This is a genomic window from Terriglobia bacterium (genome assembly GCA_020073205.1).
Lineage (GTDB): Bacteria > Acidobacteriota > Polarisedimenticolia > Polarisedimenticolales > JAIQFR01 > JAIQFR01.
In genome coordinates this window covers 1-21,955 of sequence record JAIQFR010000076.1, presented here as the reverse complement: position 1 = coordinate 21,955, position 21,955 = coordinate 1, and the positions used below count along the sequence as shown (strand labels likewise).

The following is a 21,955-nucleotide window of genomic DNA, read 5'->3' as shown; positions in this document are numbered from 1 at the left end:
TCCGATCCGGCCGCCCCTGGCACCGCGCCGGCGCCGCCGACGGGGGCCCCCGCGGCGCCGCCGGCCGCGCCTCCTCCGAGACCGCCGATCGCGGCGCCACTGAGATAGCCCAGGTAGCGGGACGCGAGGTCGCCGACGATGAGCGGGGCCATCTTCCACGGCGCGAGGTAGGCCCGCTGCCACCAGGTCTTGGCGCCGTAGTCCTTCTCACCGTGCGCCTTCTCGAGGGCTGCGATCCGCTGCCGGTTCGCTTCGTCGCCCCCGCCGGCGTATTCCCGGAACTGCCGCGCGACGGTTTCCTGCTCCCGGATCTTGTCCCAGAGCGCATGGAACGGGGCCCAGATCGCCCAGGCGATCCCGTGGAGGTTCGCGACGTCGTCTCGAGCGACGGCCGCGTTGCCGTGGTCGGAGTACCACGCGCCGAGTTCGGGGGAGTTCGCGAGGAGGCGGGAGGCCTCGGAAGCCGCAACGCGGCTGGAGACTTCGTCCACGTTGCGGCCGACGACGTCGGCGGGGAGTCCGCTGGCCCGTCCCAGGCGGAGGACCTCGGCCTGCCGCTCCGGCGTCGTGCCGGCCGTCGCGGAGAAGGCGACGTCGATCGCGCCGGCCTGGCCTTCGCGGTCGCGCCGGATCTGCTCTTCGAACGGATTCACCGCGGCCGAGTCCAGCACGCCCGCGGGCGTGCCGGGCACGGGCGGCGCGGTCGCCTTCTCCTGCCGGATCTGCTCGTCGAAGACGTTGAAGGTGGGCTCGCTCATCGCGGGCCCCCGGCTCCGGACTCGAGGAAGCGGAGGTAACGGGTCGTGACCTCGGCGTCCGTGGGCTCGCGGCCGTCGCGGCGGATCGCGGCCTCGACTTGGCGACGCCAGAAGGGCGGCACGACGACGTCCTGGTCCTCGATCCCGTGCCGGCTGCCGGCGTCTCCGAACGGGACGAAGGCCTGCCCGGGCGAGAGCGTGTACAGGCGGTAGTGGGGATTCGGCATGTACCAGGGCTGCGGGACCTCGCCGCGGATCAGGAGCCGGTCGATGATGGGCTGCGCCTCGTCGCCCGTCGCGCGCCTCTCGCCCTTGAGATTCTTCCGCTCGAAATCGTTGAGCGCCAGGCTGACCGCGCTCTGGAACCCGAGGAAGCTCTTGCGCTGGTCCTCGTCCGAATCCCCGACCCACGGGAGGATCCCCGCCCGCCGGGCCGCGTTCTCCACCTGGTTGCTCCGGCTCTCGAGTTCGGTGAGGGCGGCCGAGGGCGCGGGCTGATTCAGGGCATCCCGATAGCGTTGCTGCTCCTCGACGAGCTGCATGAAGTCCGAGTCGGGGACCTTGCGGCGGAAGCGGGAGTAGAGATCGACCCCGACTTTCTGCGCGGCGCTGAGCTGCTTGTACGCGAACCAATCCCGCCAGGTGTCCTCGGCGATGCCCGATCGCGTCATCTCCGGCGCCCCGGCCGCGTACCAGTGCTCCTCTCGCAGGAAGTAATCCCGTTTTTGGGTCGGAAGTTCGGCCCAGAGGCCGGCCGGGATCGCGGTGTGATCCCAGCGCGGGCGGAAGGCCTGGTCCGCGGCCTGAAAATCGCGGTCCTCTCGTTCCGCCTGTACGGTACGGACGTCCGCGGCGTGCCGCCGCAAGCGGTCCTCCGTTCCATCGCGCAGTTCCGGGTCCGAGATTCGCGCGGCGAGGCCGAGCGCCGTCCCGAGGTCGCCCGCCGCTTGCGACCAGAGCGCGTCCGCCTTGCCCTGAGCCGACTGCCGCGCGTCGATCTCGCGAAGTGCGCTTCCGATGCGCCCCCGTGCCGGGTCGAAGATCGCATCGCGGTGCGCGCGGTAGTACTCCCGGGCGCCGGCGGGATCGGCCTCGAGCATCTGCGAGAGCACCGCGGCATGACCGTCGGACGCGGCCTGCGCGAGCATCTCGGTCTGACGCTCCTCGGTGGCCCCGATGCGAGCCGCCTCGATCTTCACGGGCCCGACGATCTCCGCCATGTGGATCTCGCGGGCGACCGGATCCGCGGCGTCACGGATCATCGCGTTGAGGTACGTGTCGTATCGGGTCTTGAACGCGTCCGCGCGGACCCGCATTCCCTGGTCCGCCTCGTGCGCGAGGACCTGGCGGCGCGTGACGTCCAGCGAGGCGGCCGTCCGGTGGAGGAAGACCCGACGCTGGGTTTCGTTGGCGAGAGTCTGGGCGATGCCGTCGCGCGCATCGGCAAGAGAACGGAGGACGTCGTCGCCCTTCCCGATCGCGTTGAGCCCGAGGCGGTTCAGGAAACCAGGTTCGGACGGCGAACCGGCGCCGGCCGTTGCGGGGGACGGGTCCGGCGCGTGGAGCGCGTCCGTCACGGCCTTGTCCCACTGGGTCTCGGCGATCAGCACGCGCGTGGCGTCGTGGTTGGCTTTCTCCTCGAGCGCGAGCTGCTGCAAGGGACGAGCGACGGCCTGCGCGGCACGCCCGAGCGCGACCCCAGCTTCCCCAGCCTCGGGGAGGTTCAAGTACGGCGTGGGCAGGGGCTCGGAACGTACGGTCGGCTCGTCCTGGCGGGGTATCTCGGCCATCTCGGTCTCCTCTACGTGCACGGTGCAGAGGTCTGCACTCCGGAACCGCTTCCTACCCCCGCGTCAGCGCATTCGCAGCGCCCACGCGAGCCTGGTGAACAGGCGGATCATCTCCGGGTGAAAGCCGGCGCCCGTTTCGTTCAGGACCTGCAGGACGTCGGCGTTGCCGTAGCGCTGAATCACCGCTTGCGCGGACCGCAGGTTGGCCTCGTACTGCTCGCCGCCGTACTCCGGATCCGACTTCGCGCGGTCGCTCCACTCGGCGAACGTCCGTTGCCGGGCCTCCGCCTCGCGGTCGATCGCCAGCTTCTGCGCCTTCGCGACGACGACGAACTGCGCCTGCGTGAGGCCCGCCTTGCGGAACAACGGAGAGACAGCGGCGATCAGATCGTGATCCGCCTCCACGCCCGGCTCGAGCTCGTACCGCTCGGGGACGCTGGGCGGGCCCGAGCCGGTCGCGTCCGCCGCCGGCGTCGAGGCCGCTCCGTCCGCCGGCGCCCCGCCGCCGGCTGCGCCCGCCGCGGGGGCGCTGTCCGGATGGTAGAAGTGCTCGGCGCGCTTCGTGGTCGGCGATGGAGGCGGACCCGTGGGCCCGTCCGCGGGACCGTTCGGATGGTAGAACGCGCGGTTTCGTGCGGCCGTGCTCGGCGTCGAGGGCGCGTCCGGCGCGGCACCGGCGGCCGAACAGTTCCCGTCGGAGTGGGGAGGCTCGCGCCCAGCCCCGGCCTTCCCTTCGGACGGATGGTACATCGCGTGAACGGCTTCAGGACTGAGCGGCATAGTCGGCTCCGTTCGGCCTCCGCGTGAGGTCGGGATTCGGTCGGTCGAACACGTGGAACCCCACGGTGAGGACGTTGTGGACCTCCTCGACCCACGCGAGGTCCTCGACCGCGGCCTTGAGCGCCGTCGCGAGGCCCTCGCCGACGTCGCCCGCGGAGCTGGCGCGTTCCACCGCCGCGGCCAGCTGCGACCGTGCGGCGGAGAGGTCTCCCGCGATCCGTCGGTGCTCGTCGGCTTCGTCGAACGGCGTGGTCCTGGCGTCGCCCTCCAGTTCTTCGATCCGCGAGCGGAGGCGCGCCGACGCCGTCTCCGCTTCCTCCCAACGCGGCCGGGCCTGCTGGAAGTCCGCAGTGAGCTTGTCGACCTTCTGGCGCTGGAGCTCCAGGGCCGCCTTCACCGTTTGGACGGCGACATCGTGCGCGGGCTGGAGGGCCGCGGCTGCCGCGACGAGAGTCCGACCCGTCTTGACGAGGTCCGGCGCCATCTGCTCCCAGGAGCGGCCTCCGTTCACCCCGCAGCGGTCCAGCACTTTCCTGACGTCGCCGCCGGCAAACTCCGCGCTGCCGAGTGCCGACCACCAGGCCTCGAGATGCGTCCGTGCTTTCTGAATCATCGGGACTCCTTGCTCCCGGAGCGTTCCCGGGTGGACAGTGCAGACGAACGTCGGCGCGAAACCACTCCGCGCCGGCCGTGGGCGCCGTCGGCTAACGACGGCGCAACAATTCCCCTACGCGTTCGGCCTCTTCGGAGGCGCGCCGAACATCCGGATCGAAGGCGCGTTGGAACGTCGCGGTGACACCCGCCGCGTCGAGCACCTTGCGCCCCTGTTCCAAGCGCACGGTCTCCTTCCGGCGCTCGAGGGCCGTGCGCGCCTCGTCGTCGAGCGGCTCCCACCGGAGCCCGGGCGCGTCCAGCGTCACGTCGATCTCGATCTCCGCCGGATCCGACGGCGAGGCCTCGACCAGATGGCCGCTGTGCCCGAACTTGGTGGGCGGCGTGCGGAGGAAGACGTCTTGCCTCACACGGAACCGAGCCATCAGAACCTCCTTCCCGGGCACGCGCCCGGCTCAAGAATCACGACGGCGACGGATACCTCCGCTGCCGCGGTCCACGTCCCCAATCTGGCGTAGCAGCGACCGGACCACCTGCGCCACCAAGAACCCTCGCGACCACTTACCCGGATCGGGCTCGCGCGAGTCCCTTTCCCAGATCGCCCGCCCGGGCCAGTACGGGTCCCGGGCGATCCCCGCGCGCACGGCGTAGAACAGTTCGGACGGAACGAAGCGATCCGTGGCGTTGAAGCTCATTCGCGCGGCCCCGCCAGAGACCGCAGGACTTCCTCCAACGTCTTGCCGGCCTCGTGCTGCGTCCGGTCCAGGAACAGCCCGACGGACCGCCCGAGCATCTCCCACGCACGCAGCCGGTCGAGAAAATCGACGTTCTTCGTGACCAAAACCATGTCGCGGCTCTCGCCTGCGCCCACGTACCTCTCCGTGGTCTTGATCCCGCCGATCGCGCGCGCGACGTCGTCCGGGATCTCGTTCGGCGGGAGCAGCTGTCCGTCCGGACCGTACGCCCGGCGCCAATCGGCTTCTGCGATCTCTCGCAGGCGTTGTCGGACGAGCTCGGCCGTGATCTTCGTCCGCTCGGCCAGCTCCGCGTCGAGCTGGGCCACGTAGTCGCGAACGCCGGCGTAGTGCTTTAGCAGTTTGTAGCCCATCCAGCGGGCCGATTTTTCGGAGTATCCGGCACGCTTCGCCGCGGCCTCGGCGTTGTGGTCAACGATGTACTCCTCGCAGAAGCGCAACTGCCGGCGAGGCAGCCTCACCTCCGGGAACAAGGCCGACCTACCGTGACCCATTAGCCCTCCTGGCGCGCGTCCCACGCGCCCTGGTCTCCCAGCAGCACGGGCGTCTCCCGTGTCGCGACTTCAACGCGAAGAGCCCACTCCTCGACTGCGCCTCGAAGCTCGCCAGACCTCTGCTCCGCCACCTCGAGCGCGACCGCGCCGCTCCCGCGCCACACCCCCACGACCACCGCCCGCTCGAAGTCCGCTCTGTACCTCGCCAACCCCCTGTCCGCCGCGACTCGCTCGACGAACACGGTTTTCCCATGCTGACCTCGCCGCCGCGCGTCCTCCCCGCGATCGAGGTCGCTCCACCGCCCCGTTCGACGTCCGGGCCCTTTCCGGACCCCTCGCTGCTCTGGGGTCCCGTCCGGGCCGCTCTCCAAGTCAGCTACTGGCTGTCTCTCCTCTGGAGGGAAAGGACAGGGAGAGGGAGGGGGGGCACACGCCCCGCTCGTGCGCCCCGCAGCCTCCTCGCCCTGCTCACCCTCGCCAGGCGCAGACCATCGGCTGATGCGCTTCGCATGCTTCGCGCAGGCCGCTTTCCGCGCCGCCTCGCTCCTTTCGCGTGCGCCGCACAGCCAACCCTGGTGCGACTCCCACCCATGTACGCGGAGATCCTCGGCCGATGTCCGGTCTAGGAATCCGCACGTAATGCACGCGTCTAGCACGCGCATTGCCGCGGCGATGCTCCGGCGTCGGCGGTCATTTGCCCAGCCCAGGGCCAACACCAGCTCCTCGTCGGACATCCCGACAAACACGCCGCTCTCCTGATCGGGGTTCCGCTCCGTCCGCTCGGCGGCGTATTCCCATACCCGCATGACGCTCTCAAGGGCCCTGCCGCCGAGCATCTTCGGATGCCGCAGTCTCAACATCTTCTCGTGCCGCAACAACCCGACCGAGACCCTGTAGTCGGTCATCGGTCGCCCTCGTCCCGGCGGCCGGCTGCGCTTTCCTCGAGCTGTCCCCAGGCGGCGAGGGCCAGGTCAACCATCCGAGCCCACACGTTCGCATCTACTTCACAGAACTTGTGCCACGTTGAGTTGCGCAAGACGCGCGGCGAGCCGAGCTTCGGGACGCCCAGGACCGAGCGGTAGATCGGGAACGGGCCCAGCGCGAGGGCCTCTCCGGCCACTTCGAGACGGAACCAAATCGCTGCGAGCGCGCCTTTCCCGTGGGCGTCCGGGCCGATCCGGGCGACCGTGATCTCTAGGCCCTGGCGATGGCAGGGTGCGGAGTCAGCTGACCCGAGGCCGAGCAGGTCTCGGCCCGGAGCCTTCCCTGAAGGCGACATCTGTGTTCTCCTCGTATGTCTTCGTGAGCCCGGGCCTGGCCAGGGCATTTGATTTGCGCGGTGCTCCCGCGCGGACGGCCTCGCGCGTCGAGCCCGACCTGCGAGCGCCGGCAGGCGCGCCGTCCTCGCGCTTCGGAACGAGAGACGTCGTTTCGCCCTTGAGGAGGCGCTCCACTTCCTCCACAGGGATCAGCACAACCGCTCCGAGCCGAACAGCACGGAGCTCGCCCCTCTGGACGGATCTGTACAGCGTCGATGGCGGAACGCCCAGTCGGCGCGCGAGCTCGCGGACCCGATACGCCAAGCGATCGGCCTTCGCCTCGACTGCTCCCGGCCGGGCAGTCACGGCGACACCGAAAGCGCAAAAGGCGCGGCAGCTAGGAAGAGTGGACGGCCCCGCGGGATGCGGGGCGCGGGTGGGTCAGAGTCGCCGGTACTTGGCCCGTCCCGGCTCGGCGCGTGCCGAGCGCGGGACCGATGCGCGCGCACGCGCCGCGGGGCCCGGGCGCGTGTCCGAGTCCGGGCGACGTTTGTGGCCGGCCTGCCGACTGGAGGACGGTCGAAGGCCGCCCGTACGGGACCGTTAAGGAACTCTACCGCGGCCTTGTAGACCGGCTCTCCGCGCCTCCGGTAGACCTCCGCGGTTCGCGGGTCGGCCAGAACGTTCACAATGTGCCGGACGGCGCGGCCGCCACGGCTTGCCCTAAGTTTTCGCCGGAGCTGTGGCAGACTTGGGACCCGCCCTGAGTTGTGGCGCTTCCGGTGAGCACGCACCGCAGTCTCCTCGCCGTTCCACCGGCGTCGATTGGATGATTGGCCGAAGCCGGCCCAATGTCAAGCCCTCGTGTTACCGTTCCTCTTGAAAACAACAGGTCGCCCGCTGGGTCGCCAGGTCCGGAACCGTCCCCGTCTCTTGAGGTTGGAAGCCCGTCCGAAATTCCGCCGTAACACATGCGACACATGCGACGGATGCACGCGATATGATACGGACCGTCGTCTCATAATCCCTAGGTCGGCCGTTCGACTCGGCCCGCCGGTACCAGGCCCTGGGATTCGCCACGACGACTGCGGAGCGTTCGCCGCCGTCCCCCCGATAGAATGGTAGAGTCATAGGCGATCCCGAGCCGGAGGTCGTCATGGCGACGAAGCTCAAGGAAGGCCTCGACCACCACTACTCGCTTTCGAACGACTTCTTCAAGGCGTTTCTCGACGGGCCGACGCTCTCGTACACCTGCTGCTACTTCCTGCGGCCCGACGAGACGCTCGAGGAGGCGGCGAGGCACAAGCTGGATCTCGTCGCCAGGAAGCTCGAGCTCTCGCCGGGCGATCGCGTGCTCGACCTCGGCTGCGGATGGGGAAACTTCGCCCTGTACGCCGCGGAGGAGCACGGCTGCACCGTGACCGCGGTCAACCTGGCGGACGAGCAGATCCGCCACCTTCGGGACGAGGTGGCGCGGCGCGCACTCGAGGATCGCGTCGAGGTCCTCGAGACCGACGGCGCGAAGCTCGAGGTCTCCCGGCCGTGGGACAAGGTGGCCGTCATCGGCATGAGCGAGCACGTGGAGGACAAGGCGTCGTTCTTCCGGCGCCTCCGCGGGTACGCCCGGCCCGGCGGGCTCCTGCTGCTGCACGCGATCATGACGCCGCGCCCCGTGGAGGAGATCCCCGACGGGGGAAGCTGGGATTTCCTCAAGACGCACATCTTCCCGGTGGGCGAGCTTAAGCCGCTCGGATACCACGTCGCGGCGCTCGAGGAGGAGAGCTTCGAGGTGCTCGACGTGGAGTCGCTGACCGATCACTACGCCCTCACCTGCCTGAAGTGGCTCCGGAACCTCGAGGCGGAGGAGGAGCGCCTCGTGGCGGACGGCGTCGTGGACCGCGCGACCGTCCGCCACTACAAGCTCTACCTGGCCGGCTCCGCCAAGTCGTTTGCGGGCAATCACAACCACATCTACCAGATCCTGGCGCGCCCGTTCGTCCCGTACTCGGCGCGTCCCCGCCGTCCCCTCACCCGGCGGGGCATGGTGATCGAGCCATGAGCGAGAGCGCACGCCTCTTCTTCGGGAGGATCCTCCCGTCGCTCCTCCGCGAACGGCCCCACCTCGCGTCCTACGTCGCCTCGCGATTGCAGTTCGTGATCGAGAGGCCGGACGGCTCGTTCGAGCCGTGGTGCCTCGACTTCCGCGACCCCGACCTCGGGTCCATCGAGAGCCGGCTCGATCCGGCGCCGGACGCGACGGTGCGCATCGAGGAGCGCGTCCTCGACGAGCTGCTCGGCGAGTCCCTCGACGGCTGGGCGCGCGCGTACGCCGACGGCAGGGTGCGCATCGAAGGCGACCTCCTGTCCGCGATCTCCCTCAAGGGGTTCTTCGCGTACTGGCGTCCCTCGGCCGCGGCCCGCCTTGCCGTCAAGCTGCTCGGCCCGGAGCGGGCGCTGTCGCTCGCCGCGAGGAAAGCCCCCCCGCCGTGACCTCGTACGACGTCCTGGTCGTCGGCGGGGGTCCTGCGGGCGCGACCTGCGCTCGCGAGCTGGCCCGGGCGGGGCTCCGCGTGGTGCTCCTCGACCGGGCGCGGTTCCCGCGGCCGAAGGCCTGCGCCGGGTGGATCACCCCCGAGGTGCTGCCGCTCCTGGGGTGGTGCCCCGCCGAGTACGACGGAACCCTGGCGCCGTTCCGCCGCATCGTGGCGAGGCGGGGCGCCCGCGCCTTCGAGACCGACTTCGGCGAAACCGTCAGCTTCGGCATCCTGAGGCGGGAGTTCGACCACCGGATCCTGCGCGAGGCGTCCGCCGAGGGCGCCACGGTGGTGGAGGGCGCCGGCGCCGACCGGGTCGAGATCCGGCGGGACGGCGTCGCGGTGGAGTCGCGCGGGCGCGCCTGGCGCGCCGCGGTCCTGGTCGGGGCAGGCGGTCACTTCTGCCCCGTCGCTCGCCACGTCGGCTTTCGGCGGAGGGAGCCCGCGGTCGCGGCGATCGAGAGCGAGACCCGGATCGGACCGGAGCTCTCCCTCGGCCCCTTCGCCTCCGGGCTCGAGCTGATCGTCCTGCCGGACCTCGCGGGCTACGCATGGATCGTCGGGAAGGGCGAGCACTTGAACGTCGGGATCGGCGGGTTCTACCGCGATCTCAGGGAACGGTGGACCGCGCTGCTCGCCGACCTCGACCGGCGACGGGTCGTGGACGCGAGCACTCTCGAGCGGCCGCGCGGCCACGCCTACCGCGTCTACGACCCCGCGAGGCTCGACGGCGCCGTCGGCGATCGCTGGCTCCTCGCGGGGGACGCCGGCGGGTTCGCGAGGCCGGTGTCCGGCGAAGGGATCCGCACCGCGATCGAGACCGGCCTCGACGCCGCGTCGACGATCCGCGACGCGCTCGCTCGAGGCGACGGGATCTCGCGCGAGTCGCTCTCCCCGTACCTCGCCAGGGCCCGCGCGCGGTACGGCGGCGGCGGGCCCGTGCGGCGCGCCCTGATCGCGTCGCTCGGCGCCCTCGCGCCCCTCGCCGCGGGCCCGATCGTACGCGTCCCGCTCCTTCGCCGGAAGATCCTCGGCGAGGCGCTGTTCGGGTTGCACCCGCCCCGGAACTGAAATCGGCAGCCGTCCGGCGCCGCGGGTGCCGGGCTAGCGAGTCTCGTGCTCGACGCGACCGGCGAGCTTCGCCTTCTCCTCCTCGACCAGGACGCGGCGAAGGTACTTCCCGACCATCGTCTTCGGGAGCTCGGTGCGGAACTCCACCTGGCGGGGGACCTTGAACGACGCCAGGTGCAGCCTGCAGAAGGCGACGATCTCCTCGGCGTTCGCCCGCTCTCCGCTCTTGAGGACGAGCCAGGCCTTGACGCTCTCGCCCCGGTACGGGTCGGGGACGCCGGCGGCCACCGCTTCCTGCACCTTCGGGTGCATGAGGAGAACCTCCTCGACCTCCCGCGGCAGGACCTTGAAGCCGGACGCGTCGATCATCTCCTTCTTGCGGTCTACGATGTAGAAGAACCCGTCCTCGTCCATCCGGGCGACGTCGCCGGTCAGGAGCCAACCGTCGGCGAGTGTAAGGGCGGTCTCCTCGGGGCGGTTCCAGTAACCGGTCATGACCTGGGGGCCCCGGATCGCGAGCTCACCGTCGGTGTTCGGCGGGAGCGGCTCGCGCGTTTCGAGGCCGACGATCCGGGCGTCCACGTCGGGGAGCGGGATCCCCACGCTCCCGGTCTTCCGGATTCCGTAAAGGGGGTTCGCGTGCGTGACCGGGGCGGCCTCGGTGAGACCGTACCCCTCGACGAGCTTCCCCCCGGTCAGCTTCTCGAACGTCTTCTGGACGTCGCCGGGCAGCGGCGCGGCGCCGCTGACGCAGAACTTCACGCTGCGGAGATCGAAGTCCTTCACCCGCGGGTGGTTGTTGATGGCGGTGTAGAGCGTGGGCACCCCGGGGAATACCGTGACGCGCCGCTTCTGCACGACCTGCATGACGAGGTCCACGGGCCGCGGCCTCGGGACCATCGCGACCTCCGCGCCCAGGTGAACCCCCAGGAGCATGCAGGTGGTCATGCCGTAGACGTGGAAGAACGGGATGGCCGCCATGAAGACTTCCTTCCCCGGCTCCACCCCGACGAAGAGGGACTCCAGCTGGAGGGTGTTCGCCTGGAGGTTCCCATGGGTCAGCATCGCTGCTTTCGGGATGCCGGTGGTGCCCCCCGTGTACTGGAAGACCGCCGTGTCGGTCGGCCGAAGCGAGGCCCCCGGGGGACTCGGGGGGTACTTCGCGAGCAGGCGCGAGAAGTGGTAGATGTCCGACTGGCGGTGGATCCTCACGTACTCGCCGCGCTTGCGCTGCACGAGGTGCACCAGCGTCCGGACCGGCCACGACAGCGTCCCCGCGATGTCCGCGACGATCACGCGGCGTAGCCGGGTCGCCGCCTGGATCTCGCGGAGCTTCGGGAAGAACTGATCCAGCAGGACCACGGTCTCCGAGCCGGAATCCTCGAACTGCTCCCGCATCTCCCTGGACACGTAGAGGGGATTGGTACTGACCGCGATCGCGCCGAGCCTGAGCGCCCCGAAGAACGCCACCACGAACTCGGGGCAGTTCGGGAGCATGATCGCGACCCGGTCCCCCTTCCTCACGCCGAGCTGGAACAGCGCGGTCGCGAAGCGGCGGGTGCGATCCTGGAGCTGGCGGTAGGTGACGGTCGAGGAAGGCAGCTTCGCGTCCACGAAGAACTTCAGGGCGACGTGGTCGGCGTATCGCTCGGCCGCGCGGTCCAGGAGGTCGGGGAGCGTCTCGTTCGGGTATTCGATCGAATTCGGGACCCCCTCGTCCCGGAATCGGACCCACGGTGCTTCCATGCTCCGACCTCCGTGCCTAAGGCGATCGTACACGCTCGGGGATCGCGTTGGAAGGCCGGAAGCGAGCCGTCCTGGACCGTCCCGCAGCCGGCGGCATATCATCCGCTCGGAGAAGCGAGAACCCGGAGGGGGTCCCTCATGCGCCCGAGCCACCTGCTCTTCCTCACGGCCGCGGCCGGCGTGATCCTCGCGGGCTGCGGAGGCGGCAGCTCGCCGGGCGAGGGGCTCGACGCGACCGCCGAGGCCTACGTCCGGCTGGTGCTCGCGGTCGGTCGCCACGATCCGAACTACGTGGACGCTTACTACGGCCCTAAGGCGTGGAAGGAAGACGCCGATCGGGGCGACCCCGTGCCGCTTCACGAGCTGCTCTCCCGGACGCGCGATCTCCTGGCGCGTGTCCGCGCAGCCGTCCCCTCGGATCGCCGGGAGTTCCTCGAGAAACAGCTCGTCTCCATCGAGGGGTTCCTTCGCCGGCTCCTGGGCGAGCGGATGACGCTGACCGAGGAGGCCCGGCTCCTCTACGACATCGATCCGCCGGTTCGCCGCGCGGAGGAATTCGAATCGGCGCGCGCGGTGCTCGAATCGCTCCTGCCTGGGGAAGGAGACCTCGCGGCCCGCCTGAAGGCGTTCCGCGACGGTTTCACGGTTCCCGCGGATCGCCTTCCGAAGGTCGCGGAGGCCTGCCTGGCGGAGCTTCGCCGCCGCACGGCCGCCCTCGTCGCGCTTCCCGCCGGCGAGTCGTTCCGGATCGCGTTCGTCTCCCGGAAGCCGTGGGGCGCCTACAACTGGTACCAGGGGAACCTGTCGAGCCTGATCGAGGTCAACACCGACTTGCCGACCGGCGTCTCTACCCTGTTCGGCACGCTGGCCCACGAAGGCTACCCGGGCCATCACACCATGAACGCGCTCCTCGAGGAGCGGCTGGTGCGGGGGAAGGGGTGGCGCGAGTTCCAGGTGGCCCCGCTGTTCTCCCCGAACTCTCTCATCGCCGAGGGGACCGCGAACGTCGGAATCGAGATCGTCGCGACCGATACCGAGAGGCTCGAGTTCGAGAGGGACGTCCTCGCGCCCGTCGCCGGTCTTTCGGGACTCGATTTCGAACGGGCGGAGCGGGTGCGGAAGGCGATGGAGCCGGTGAAGTACGCCACGGGCGAGGCGGCTCGCAGCCTGCTCGACGAGGGCAGGAGCGAGGCGGAGGTCCTCGCGTTCCTCCGGCGCTACGCCCTCGAGGACGAGCCCCGCGCCCGGAAGGCGATCGAGTTCGCCCGAACCTACCGGGCCTACGAGTTCACGTACACGGCCGGCGAGGACCTGGTGAGAGCCTACGTCGGCACGGGCCCGGACCGCGTCAAGCGCTTCTTCGACATCCTCGAGCGGCCGGTGACCCCCTCGATGCTGCGACGCGAAAGGGGCTGAGCGGGACTCCCGCCGCTAACGCCTCCCGACCTTCCCTGGGCCCACGGGCGCCGAGCGCCCGCGCGCGTCGAGCCGGGAGACGGTCCTCTCGCCGGCGGCCGTCGTTTGCGCCAGCAGCGACAGCGCGTCGACGCCTGGGACACCGGGCCACGCCGCGCCTACGTAGGACGTGACCGCCGCGATCGCGTCCAGGGCGAACCGCTCCGAGAGGTTCAAGTTCAAGTGGAACCGGCCCCCCGGGACCGGGTCGGGATCGTCGCCGATCGCCGAGAAGCGGGCCGTTGCGACGCGGACACCGGTCGCGGTCCCCGCCGCGACGTCGTACTCCTGGGCCCCGGCTCCCGGCGATGCCAGGAGCACGAGGAGGAATGCGCAGGTCAGGAGTAGCGCCCCCCTGATGGCGCGGCATCCGGCGTTCATACCTCACCTCCCGACGCGTGGGAACGGAACGCTTCGACCTCAGGCATCTGCTCCTCGATTCGGCCCACGTAGGCACGCAGCGTCCGCTCGTTGGTCCGGACGCCGGCGTCGTCGTTCCGCGCCTGGGCGATCTTCCAGAGATAGAAGCAGTTGCGAAACACGATGGGCAGGTATTCGCGGGGCCGCGCGATCGCGTTGGAGCGCAGCGCGTATCCCTCCGCGCCGGCGTGGTCCCCCGCCAGATAGGCGAGGATCACGAAGAGACTCAGCGCCACGGCCCGCAGCCGATCGTACCCCGAGGACTCCGCCTCGCGGAGAGCGTCGTCCAGGCACCGACGGGCGGCCTCGGCATCGCCCGCTTCCGTGAGCGCCCCGCCGAGATTGATGCGTGCCCGGCACGCTTCGAACTTCAGGGCCGCCCCCTCGTAGAGGTCCAGCGCCTCGCGGTGCGCGGCCAGGGAGTCCTGCACGCGGCCGAGCGCCTGCAGAACGTTGCCCCGGATGGACCCCATGTCGGCCCAGATCTTGGGCGGGACTTCGGAGCTTCCCTTCCGCTTCTCCGCCTCCTCGAGCGCCATCATCGCAACCGTGTAACGCCCGAGCCGGTAGCAGCAGATGACGAAGAGCTGGAGCGCCATCAGCCGTTGGGCGTCCGACAGGGACGGATGGCTCAGGATCTCCTCCGCCTCCGACTTGGCGAACTCGAACCGGCCGAGGTGCACGAGGCAGTCCACGTAGAAGAGTCGAAGGTCCAGGGTCTCCGCGGGCCTGGGATCCCCCCCGGCGTCGTCGCGGCGCAGATCGAGCGCGCGCGAGAACAGCGCCAGGGCCTCGGCATATCGGCCCGAGAGGATCAGCTTCTTCCCGTCGTCGACCGTCTCCGGCCCCGTTCTGGCGACCCCCTCGGGTGGCACCAGCTCGTTCTGCAGCGCCAGGTCGAACCGCTCCGCGATCGAGGCGATCGGCACCCCGTAGATCCGGCTCAGCGCGAACAGGCGCGTGAACGTCGGGTACGCGAGGCCGTTCTCGATCCGCGAGAGGTGCGACTTCGTGACGCGCTCCGGGAAACCCGCCGACATTTCCTCGACGGCGTCGAGCGACAAACGACGACTTTCCCGGACCCTGCGGAGGTAATCCCCGAACTTCCTGTTTCCGAGGTCCTGATCTTGTCGTTCCACCGCGCCCCCATGCTCGATGTCCGGCTCCGGGACCGTCAGCGCTCCGTCGGCTCTCTCGTGGCGCCGTCCCTTATGTGGGGCGCCACCGCCGCCCTCCCCCTACGCGCCGTCGTCGACCGGACCATCACGGTGACATGAATACACGTCGAATGGGCGTTTGCGGCAACCGACAACACCCAACAGGGTTGCCGTTGCGCAACCCAGTTTTGAAATCGAAACCCCGAATTCTTTCAGCGCCGCCTTTTGGCATGCGGGTCGACGGCTCCCAAACGCTCTCGCTGCGGGGCTTGACATTCTGTATACCATGTAGTATACAAGAGGCGAGATGCGAGAGGCAACGATCACGATCGAGTGGACCTCGGACGCTCCGGTCTACGAGCAGATCGCCCGGCAGATCCGTGCGCGCGTCGCGACCCGAGAGCTGGCGCCGGGGACTCCCCTGCCGCCGGTTCGCACGCTGGCATCGGATCTCGGCGTGAACCTCAACACGGTGGCGAGAGCCTATCGCCTCCTCGAAGAGGAAGGATTCATCAGGATCCGGAGCCGCTCCGGCGCGGAGGTCGCGCCGCCCGCGACGCGGGCCGAAGCTCCGGCACGGGACCGGCTGCGCGCGGAGCTCGCGGAGATGCTGTCGAGGATGCGACAAGCGGGGTTCTCGCCCGACGAGATCCGGCGGCTCGCCGAGCGAGAGATCGCCGCGTTGACCCGGGCGCGGGACGCCGAAGGAGGGGACAACCGATGAAGCCATGGGTCTTCCTGGCGACCATGCTGATCGAGAACCTGCTGGTCGGCGGCTTTGCGCTCCTGTACCCCCGGATCGTCCGGAAGGGTCTCCTGTTCGGGGTGTACGTGGGTGAAGCGAGGTCCGAGAGCGAGGAGGCGGAGGCGATCACCCGAGGGTGGAACCGCGGCATCGTCGCCCTGCTCGCCGTGTGCGTCCTCCTGGGCGGGATCCTCTCGTTCGCGACTCCCGATCCGTACGCCGCGGTCGTGCCGGTTCACCTCCAGATCGTCGTCTTCCTCGGGCTCTACCTCCGCGCCTACTTCCGGGCCCGGGCCCTCGCGCCGCCCGGACCGCCGCCCCCGGCGGTCGCGCCCCTCAGCGCCACCCCGGCCACGAGCGCTCTCCTGCCCGCGCTGACCCTGGCGGTCTCCGTGGCCTGCGGAGCCTTCGCCGTCGCGTACACCTGGGCGCACTACTCGGAGCTTCCCGGCACGGTCCCGACGCACTTCGGCGCCTCCGGCGAGCCGGACGCGTTCCGGCCGAAGTCGGTCTCCTCGGTGATGCTCCTCCCGGTCCTCGTGCTCGTGATCGGGACGTTCCTCGGGGGCATGAGCTGGCTCACCGCCCACGCCAAGCGGGTCCTGAGGCGGTCCGCCGAGGAGACCTCCCTCGCGGCACAGCTGCGGTTCCGCGCCGCCGTCACCCGCTTCCTGTGCGGCATCTCCCTCGTCGCGGTCGGCATGCTGACGCTCATCTCGGTGGTGTCGGTGCGGGTCGGTCTCGGACTGAGCCTCCGCCTTCCCCCGGCCGTGAACGTGCTCGGCATCCTCGTGGCGGTGTATGCGGTGGGCGGGGCCATCTACCTCGCGCTGCGCTACGGCCAGGGGGGGGCCCGCCTCGAGAAGGCGCGCGCCGACACGCCGCTCACCGACGGCCTCGCCGACAACCGGCACTGGGTTCTCGGCATGTTCTACGTGAACCGCGACGACCCGTCCTTCCTGGTCGAGCGGCGATTCGGCATCGGCTACACTCTCAACTTCGGCAACTGGAAGGCCGTGACGGTCGTGCTGGGCTTCGTCGCGCTCGTGCTCGTCCTCACGGCCGTCGCGGCCCTCGTGAGCTGAGCCCGGCGGCGCCGGCTCCAAAGGAGATCCTCCCATGAAGACGCGAAACCCGGCCGTGCTCCTGCTCGTGGCCGTGGCGGCGCTGCTCGCGGCGCCCCTCTGGGCCGCGGAACCCGCCCCCGACGGTCACTTCGAAGGGGCCATCCACGTGATGGGGACGGACCTGGAAATCAAGGTCGACTTCAAGACGGTCGAGAAGGCCCTGTCCGCGACCATCGACATCCCCGTGCAGGGGGCCCTGGGCCTCCCGCTCTCCAACGTCCGGCACGACCCACCGAAGATCCACTTCGAGCTGGCCGCCAGCCCCGGGATCGCGACGTTCGACGGCGAGACGAAAGGGGACGAGATCTCCGGGAAGTTCCTGCAGGCCGGCGCCGAGGGGACCTTCCATCTCAAACGGGGGGCCGCCGCGAAGGCGGAGGCCGCGAAGGAGGAGCCGCCGCCCTACCGGCAGGAGGAGGTCAAGTTCCGGAACGGCGAAGAGGCGACGCTCGCCGGCACGCTCACGCTCCCCGCGACCCCCGGACCGCATCCTTCGGTCGTGCTCATCACCGGCAGCGGTCCGCAGAATCGCGACGAGGAGCTCTTCGGCTTCAAGCCGTTCCGCGTCCTGGCCGACCACCTGACGCGCAGCGGGATCGCGGTCCTCCGGTACGACGATCGCGGAGTCGGGGAATCCACCGGAAGCCCCGCCCAGGCCACGACCGAGGACTTCGCCGGGGACGTCGCGGCCGCGGTGGCGTTTCTCAGGACCCGGCCCGACATCGACCCGAATCGCGTCGGGCTCCTGGGGCACAGCGAGGGCGGGATCGTGGCCCCGATGGTCGCGACGCGAACCCCCGGGATCGCGTTCATCGTGCTGATGTCCGGCATGGGGTTGACCGGCGAGAGAATCCTCCTCGACCAGGCGGAGCTGATCGGGCGAGCGGAGGGGTCTTCCGAGGAGGCCATCCGGAAGGAGGCCGAGATCCAGAAGCATATCTTCGCGGCGGTCCGCTCGGGCCAGGGCTGGGACGAGGTGCGAGCCGAGACGAAGAAGGAGGCGCTGGCCCGGATCGCGAAGAAACCCGAGGAGCAGAGGAAGTCCGTCCCCGATCCCGACACGTACGCCGACCGGATGATCGAGGGGCAGCTGGCGATGGCTCGGAGCCCCTGGTTCAAGTTCTTTCTCGATTACGACCCGGCGAAGACCCTCGAGAAGGTGAAGTGCCCCGTGCTCGCGCTGTTCGGCGAGAAGGACCTCCAGGTCCCCGCCGAGTCGAACCGAACCGCGATGGCCGCGGCGCTGGCGCGGGGAGGCAACCCGGATGTCACCGTGAAGGTCTTCCCCGGCGCCAACCACCTGTACCAGGCGGCCCGGACCGGAGGGGTGTCCGAGTACGCGGTCCTCGGTAAGGAATTCGTCCCGGGGTTCCTCGACACGATCTCGGGGTGGATCCGCGAGAGGACGAGCCCGACCGCATCGGCCGCCACGACCGGCGCGCAGGCTCCTCCCGCGGCGCAGGCCGCGGCGGCGCGTCCCGCATCCGGCTCCGTCGAAGCCCGCGCCGAAGCGTTCCTCGGGACGCTCGACCGGCGAGCTTTCGTGGAGGCCGCGACGGAGTTCGGCCCCGAGCTGGCGTCCCGGATCACGGTGGCCGACCTGGGCGCGGCCTGGGACAAGCAGATCGCGCAGGTCGGCGCCTTCAGAAAGGTGATCGAGCGCCGGACCGCGGCCGAGGACGACGTCACCCGTGTGGACCTGACGTGCGCGTTCGAGCGGGGGCGCCGCGTCGTGCACCTGGTCTACGACGCGGCCGGCAAGATCGCCGCCCTGAGATTCCTGCCTCCGAAGGAATAACCGCCGCGCTCAGTGCCTGAAATGAACCCCGATCGACGCGGTGTAGCGCGGCTCGATCTGGTAGCCGTTCACCCGCTGCAGGATCGGGGCCTGGAGGAAGCCGTACAACGCGAAGTCCTTCACGAGCTGGATCGTCAGCCCCGGGCTGAGATAGACCAGCGTGGCGCCGCTGTTGTCCACGTCGGCGTTGTCGCCCGCCTCCCGCTTCTCGGCCCGGACGTTGATCTGGAGGTGCGGGGTGACCCGCTTCCCGGCGGTGTAGCGCGCCCCGACGTTCACGTTCAGCCCGGTGCCGGGGCGAAACGCCTCCCTGGAACGGAGGGGCTGCTGCAGCAGAGCCTGGACGAAGTATCCCCAATCTCGGTAGAGCTCGCCGAAGTGGTAGGCCCCGACGAGCAGATCGGTGGTCCCGGTGCCCGGTTGAAGACCCCGGTCGAGCAACTCGCCCGCTTGCGGGCCGGCTCGGAAGGTCTCGTGAATCGATCCGGTGGCGAGCTTGAGGCCGAAGAGAACGCCGGTCTGCCGGCCCTCGGAGAAGCCCTGGTACCGTCCCATCGCGCGAAGGTCGCCCACGCTGCGGCTGTGGGACATCGACTCGGCCACGTCGCCGGGCGCGATCGTGGTGTGATATCGGTCGTAGTACGGGAGCTGGAGATCGACCCCCCAGTTCGAGGAGCGGCTGTACTCCAGGTTCAGCATGGTGTTCCGGTTGATCGTCTTCCGTTGGATCTCCCGATCGCTGGGCAGCACGATGGGGCCCCTGTCCACGGTTTCGGTGCCGTTCCTCAGCTGATCCTGGTCGAAGTCGTCGTAGCGGAAGTCGATCTGGAAGCCGGGCCGAACGGTGTAGCCCTGGCTCACCCAGTCCGAGTTCAACGAGCAGCCGCAGCTCGAGCAGGCGAGGCTCGGGTTCGTCGCGCTCCCGGCGAGACACCACAACCATGCCGCCGTGGTGAGCGATTTCCCGATGCGCACGATCCGTCTCCCGTCGGCTTCGCGGTTCGAGTGAGTTCCAGGATACCCGCCGATGGCCGGTCGGTCCACACGCCGTTCCTTCTCCGACGCGGCTCCGGCGGCTCGCGAGCCGTCGTGACGCACCGAAGAAGCGAGCGAGGGGCACGGTGTTCCTCGCTGCGATCCGTGCCTACCTGCCGTGCGCACTCGCTTTCTTGGCCATCTCGGTGGCGACGGGCCTTGCGGCGCCGAGGTCGTGGGGGACCTCGACCGTAGCGCGTCCCGCTCCCACGTTCCCGGAGGCGTCGCGCGCCCGGTACTCGATGGTGTAGGTGCGTCCGGGCCCATTCCCGTCCCGCTCCGCACGGAGGAGGACGTCGAGGTCGGCCGTGCCGATCGTCGCATCCTGGATGTCGCCGGTCGTGTGACCGTCCCCGTCTCCGGGAGCCTCGTCCGGCTCGCTCGAGGTCACGGACGCCAGGACGAACGAGGGAGAGGGGTCGCAGGCATCCGTGGCGACCACCGTGGCGTGCACGGCGACCATGTCGTGGCTCGGTGGCCACAGGACGCTCGGACTCGCGACCGCCGTGAGGATCGGAGCGATCGTGTCGCGCACGGTGACCGTCGTCCGGCAGCTCGCCCGATTCCCCGAGGCATCGCTCGCGGTGAAGGTCACGACGGTGGTCCCGAGGGGATAGGAGCCCGAGGCGTCCGCCCCGTTGGGCGTGAAGGTGTTGCTGATGACGAGGCCGCCCGGCTGGCACACGTCGGTCGCCGTCGCGTGCGGCAGGTCGACCTCCGACCGGCCGTCGGCCTGGCACTCGACCGTCTCCGGGGTCGGGCAGACGATCGTCGGCGGGATCGCGTCGCAGGCGTGCATCGTGCAGGTGCCCTGGGGCTCGTCGTTCGAGTCGACGTGCGCGAGACCTGCGCCGCCTTGCGTGCCGCCGAATCTCCTGATGAGCAGCGTCTCGGAAGGTCCCGCGGAGGTCTGGCCGACCGCGACCGAGAAGCTGTCGTCCCAGGCTCCCTGCGCGGCGGTCAGGTGGAGGCTGAAGGGGATGACCGTGCCGCAGGGGACACCGGTGCCCACGCTGAAGCGGAAATGCGGGGGCGAGCTCTCCACCGTTTCGTTGACGGGGACGTCGGCGAAGGACGCCGTCCCCCGGGTGATCGTGATGCCCGGCGCGTTGGTGCTCAGCGTTCCCTGCACGGACGTTGCCGATATCGAGCCCAGATTGCCCACGGTCAAAGGCAGCGTTGCGTCCTCGCCCGCGTCGAGGATCCCGTCACCGCTGTAAGCGCCGCCGCCCGAGCACGCGTCCGTCACCGTGGAGGAGTAGTAGACGAGCCCCATCACGGTCATCGGACAGTCGGCGATCGTCCTGGTATCGGCGGTGACCGTGACGCCGGTCAGGATCGTCGTCCTGTAGCCTGGGGCGTCGCAGACCACCGTGTAGGTCCCCGGCTCGAGGACCCTGTGGAAGTCTCCGGCCAGAGGATCGGTGAAGACCGCCTGGTAATCGTGGGGAACAGGGATTTCGGCGGAAGCCGTGGCGGTCACCGTCACGGTACCGTCCAGCGGCGCGCCGGTGCTCTGGTCGGTCATCACGCCGTGGATCCCCTGGAAGGCCTTCAGCATGTAGTTCAGCACCGCCTGCCGGTGCTCCGCGCAGTAGGTCGGGATCTCGGCGGCGGGAGGCGTCTTCGTGGAGTTCAGCTCGACGGTGGCGTCGAGATCGGTCCACGCGCCGTAGGCCCAGTCGTTCGTATCGCCGCGGGTGCCAAACCAGTCGTACCCCTCGGTGTACCAGAATCCCGGCATCGTGCAGCCGTCCTTGTAGGCCTGGGCCAAGCCGTGAGGCGCGAGCGTCGGGCAGTTCGGGACGGTCTGGCTCCCGCACCCGGTCCCTCCCGTCCTCGAGGACCAGAAGATCGGCTCGTCGGTGGGCGCGGCGGCGGTGTAGTTCCAAACCGAGTTGAAGACCGTTTCGCCTTCGTGGAACGAGATGGACAGCGCGAAGCGCTTCTTGGCATGGTCCGCGGTGGCCGCTTCGGTGAGGTCCCGGATGGCCGCGGTCTCCGCCTCCGACCACGCCGGCGGAGCGTCCGAGCCCTCGGGGCCCCAGAAGTTCCGGTTGCAATCGACGTTCCGGCTGTTGTAGCGGGTGTTGTTGGCATTCCCGTGCGGATTCCCGATCGGGATGAACCACATCTCGGTACCGTCCACGAGCCTCTCCGCGGTCGTGTCCTGCGGCACCGCCGTGTATCCCGCGAGGATCGTGTCGAGCACGTCGCACGCGCATCCTCGGTGATTTTCGGGACCGCCTGCCTGCCTAGGGGATCCTGGTCGAGTGCGAGCACTTCGTCGTTGGTCAGCAGATTCAGCGTGAAGTCGTCCAATCGTTCGAGGTCGCAGCCGATGAGCAGCGGGGCGGAGAGCAGGCACCAGAGGCTGATGTGGGTGTACTGCTCATCGGGTGTCAGACGCGTCGGATGG

General features: G+C 69.7%; 22 protein-coding genes and 1 pseudogene. 7 read left to right on the top strand and 16 right to left on the bottom strand.

Going from position 1 to position 21,955, the window contains the following annotated elements; genetic code table 11:
• The 10 genes from LAO51_14745 to LAO51_14700 form a co-directional block, all read right to left on the bottom strand.
• Positions 1 to 758 (bottom strand): hypothetical protein (locus LAO51_14745; protein ID MBZ5640002.1); only part of this gene is annotated, 758 nt, incomplete at its 3' end.
• Positions 755 to 2,548, bottom strand: a complete 1,794-nt coding sequence (locus LAO51_14740) for a hypothetical protein (protein MBZ5640001.1) — start codon at positions 2,546 to 2,548, stop codon at positions 755 to 757. The genes LAO51_14740 and LAO51_14745, both read right to left, overlap by 4 nt.
• Before the next feature lie 63 nt (positions 2,549 to 2,611).
• Complete coding sequence (locus LAO51_14735; protein MBZ5640000.1) at positions 2,612 to 3,328, bottom strand: hypothetical protein; 717 nt, start codon at positions 3,326 to 3,328, stop codon at positions 2,612 to 2,614.
• Positions 3,312 to 3,941, bottom strand: a complete 630-nt coding sequence (locus LAO51_14730; GenBank protein MBZ5639999.1) for a hypothetical protein — start codon at positions 3,939 to 3,941, stop codon at positions 3,312 to 3,314. The genes LAO51_14735 and LAO51_14730 overlap by 17 nt, the downstream gene beginning before the upstream one ends.
• A 91-nt stretch (positions 3,942 to 4,032) precedes the next feature.
• The gene (locus LAO51_14725) at positions 4,033 to 4,365 is read right to left on the bottom strand and encodes a hypothetical protein (GenBank protein MBZ5639998.1); all 333 of its coding nucleotides are present in this window, start codon (positions 4,363 to 4,365) and stop codon (positions 4,033 to 4,035) included.
• A gap of 30 nt (positions 4,366 to 4,395) precedes the next feature.
• Positions 4,396 to 4,635 (bottom strand): hypothetical protein, encoded by a 240-nt coding sequence (locus LAO51_14720; protein MBZ5639997.1) that lies wholly within the window; start codon positions 4,633 to 4,635, stop codon positions 4,396 to 4,398.
• The gene (locus LAO51_14715) at positions 4,632 to 5,189 is read right to left on the bottom strand and encodes a terminase small subunit (protein ID MBZ5639996.1); all 558 of its coding nucleotides are present in this window, start codon (positions 5,187 to 5,189) and stop codon (positions 4,632 to 4,634) included. Before LAO51_14715 ends, LAO51_14720 begins: the two co-directional genes overlap by 4 nt.
• Positions 5,189 to 6,094, bottom strand: coding sequence for a hypothetical protein (locus LAO51_14710; GenBank protein ID MBZ5639995.1), 906 nt, complete (start codon positions 6,092 to 6,094; stop codon positions 5,189 to 5,191). Before LAO51_14710 ends, LAO51_14715 begins: the two co-directional genes overlap by 1 nt.
• Complete coding sequence (locus LAO51_14705; GenBank protein ID MBZ5639994.1) at positions 6,091 to 6,468, bottom strand: hypothetical protein; 378 nt, start codon at positions 6,466 to 6,468, stop codon at positions 6,091 to 6,093. Before LAO51_14705 ends, LAO51_14710 begins: the two co-directional genes overlap by 4 nt.
• Positions 6,413 to 6,814 (bottom strand): helix-turn-helix domain-containing protein, encoded by a 402-nt coding sequence (locus tag LAO51_14700; GenBank protein MBZ5639993.1) that lies wholly within the window; start codon positions 6,812 to 6,814, stop codon positions 6,413 to 6,415. Before LAO51_14700 ends, LAO51_14705 begins: the two co-directional genes overlap by 56 nt.
• Before the next feature lie 790 nt (positions 6,815 to 7,604).
• On the opposite strand from LAO51_14700, the gene LAO51_14695 reads away from it, so the two are divergent.
• From LAO51_14695 to LAO51_14685, 3 genes are read left to right on the top strand one after another with little or no spacing between them, the layout of a single operon-like run.
• A complete protein-coding gene (locus LAO51_14695) occupies positions 7,605 to 8,507 on the top strand; it encodes a cyclopropane-fatty-acyl-phospholipid synthase family protein (protein MBZ5639992.1) in 903 nt (300 codons plus the stop codon).
• A complete protein-coding gene (locus LAO51_14690) occupies positions 8,504 to 8,938 on the top strand; it encodes an SCP2 sterol-binding domain-containing protein (protein ID MBZ5639991.1) in 435 nt (144 codons plus the stop codon). The genes LAO51_14695 and LAO51_14690 overlap by 4 nt, the downstream gene beginning before the upstream one ends.
• The gene (locus LAO51_14685) at positions 8,935 to 10,053 is read left to right on the top strand and encodes an NAD(P)/FAD-dependent oxidoreductase (GenBank protein ID MBZ5639990.1); all 1,119 of its coding nucleotides are present in this window, start codon (positions 8,935 to 8,937) and stop codon (positions 10,051 to 10,053) included. The genes LAO51_14690 and LAO51_14685 overlap by 4 nt, the downstream gene beginning before the upstream one ends.
• A 33-nt stretch (positions 10,054 to 10,086) precedes the next feature.
• On the opposite strand, the gene LAO51_14680 is transcribed toward LAO51_14685, so the two are convergent.
• The gene (locus LAO51_14680; protein ID MBZ5639989.1) at positions 10,087 to 11,799 is read right to left on the bottom strand and encodes a long-chain fatty acid--CoA ligase; all 1,713 of its coding nucleotides are present in this window, start codon (positions 11,797 to 11,799) and stop codon (positions 10,087 to 10,089) included.
• 138 nt (positions 11,800 to 11,937) lie between these two features.
• Here LAO51_14680 and LAO51_14675 point away from each other — a divergent pair, with 138 nt between their 5' ends.
• The gene (locus LAO51_14675) at positions 11,938 to 13,215 is read left to right on the top strand and encodes a hypothetical protein (protein ID MBZ5639988.1); all 1,278 of its coding nucleotides are present in this window, start codon (positions 11,938 to 11,940) and stop codon (positions 13,213 to 13,215) included.
• Between the two features lie 15 nt (positions 13,216 to 13,230).
• Here the strand turns inward: LAO51_14675 and LAO51_14670 are convergent, their stop codons facing one another.
• On the bottom strand, positions 13,231 to 13,635 hold the full coding sequence (locus tag LAO51_14670) for a hypothetical protein (GenBank protein MBZ5639987.1): 405 nt from the start codon (positions 13,633 to 13,635) through the stop codon (positions 13,231 to 13,233).
• On the bottom strand, positions 13,632 to 14,813 hold the full coding sequence (locus LAO51_14665) for a tetratricopeptide repeat protein (protein MBZ5639986.1): 1,182 nt from the start codon (positions 14,811 to 14,813) through the stop codon (positions 13,632 to 13,634). Before LAO51_14665 ends, LAO51_14670 begins: the two co-directional genes overlap by 4 nt.
• Positions 14,814 to 15,138: 325 nt before the next feature.
• Here LAO51_14665 and LAO51_14660 point away from each other — a divergent pair, with 325 nt between their 5' ends.
• Genes LAO51_14660 through LAO51_14650 form a run of 3 tightly spaced genes read left to right on the top strand, consistent with a single transcriptional unit; the run spans position 15,139 to position 18,501 of the window.
• Positions 15,139 to 15,555 carry a GntR family transcriptional regulator gene (locus LAO51_14660; GenBank protein MBZ5639985.1) on the top strand — a complete coding sequence of 139 codons (417 nt, stop codon included), beginning with the start codon at positions 15,139 to 15,141 and terminating at the stop codon, positions 15,553 to 15,555.
• The gene (locus LAO51_14655) at positions 15,552 to 16,661 is read left to right on the top strand and encodes a DUF1648 domain-containing protein (protein ID MBZ5639984.1); all 1,110 of its coding nucleotides are present in this window, start codon (positions 15,552 to 15,554) and stop codon (positions 16,659 to 16,661) included. The genes LAO51_14660 and LAO51_14655 overlap by 4 nt, the downstream gene beginning before the upstream one ends.
• 34 nt (positions 16,662 to 16,695) lie before the next feature.
• The gene (locus LAO51_14650; protein ID MBZ5639983.1) at positions 16,696 to 18,501 is read left to right on the top strand and encodes an alpha/beta fold hydrolase; all 1,806 of its coding nucleotides are present in this window, start codon (positions 16,696 to 16,698) and stop codon (positions 18,499 to 18,501) included.
• 9 nt (positions 18,502 to 18,510) lie between these two features.
• Here LAO51_14650 and LAO51_14645 read toward each other — a convergent pair whose 3' ends face one another.
• From LAO51_14645 to LAO51_14635, 3 genes and pseudogenes are all read right to left on the bottom strand, one after another.
• The gene (locus LAO51_14645) at positions 18,511 to 19,440 is read right to left on the bottom strand and encodes a hypothetical protein (protein MBZ5639982.1); all 930 of its coding nucleotides are present in this window, start codon (positions 19,438 to 19,440) and stop codon (positions 18,511 to 18,513) included.
• 205 nt (positions 19,441 to 19,645) lie between these two features.
• Complete coding sequence (locus LAO51_14640; GenBank protein MBZ5639981.1) at positions 19,646 to 21,748, bottom strand: DUF2817 domain-containing protein; 2,103 nt, start codon at positions 21,746 to 21,748, stop codon at positions 19,646 to 19,648.
• 35 nt (positions 21,749 to 21,783) lie between these two features.
• Positions 21,784 to 21,955, bottom strand: a pseudogene (locus tag LAO51_14635) (alpha-galactosidase).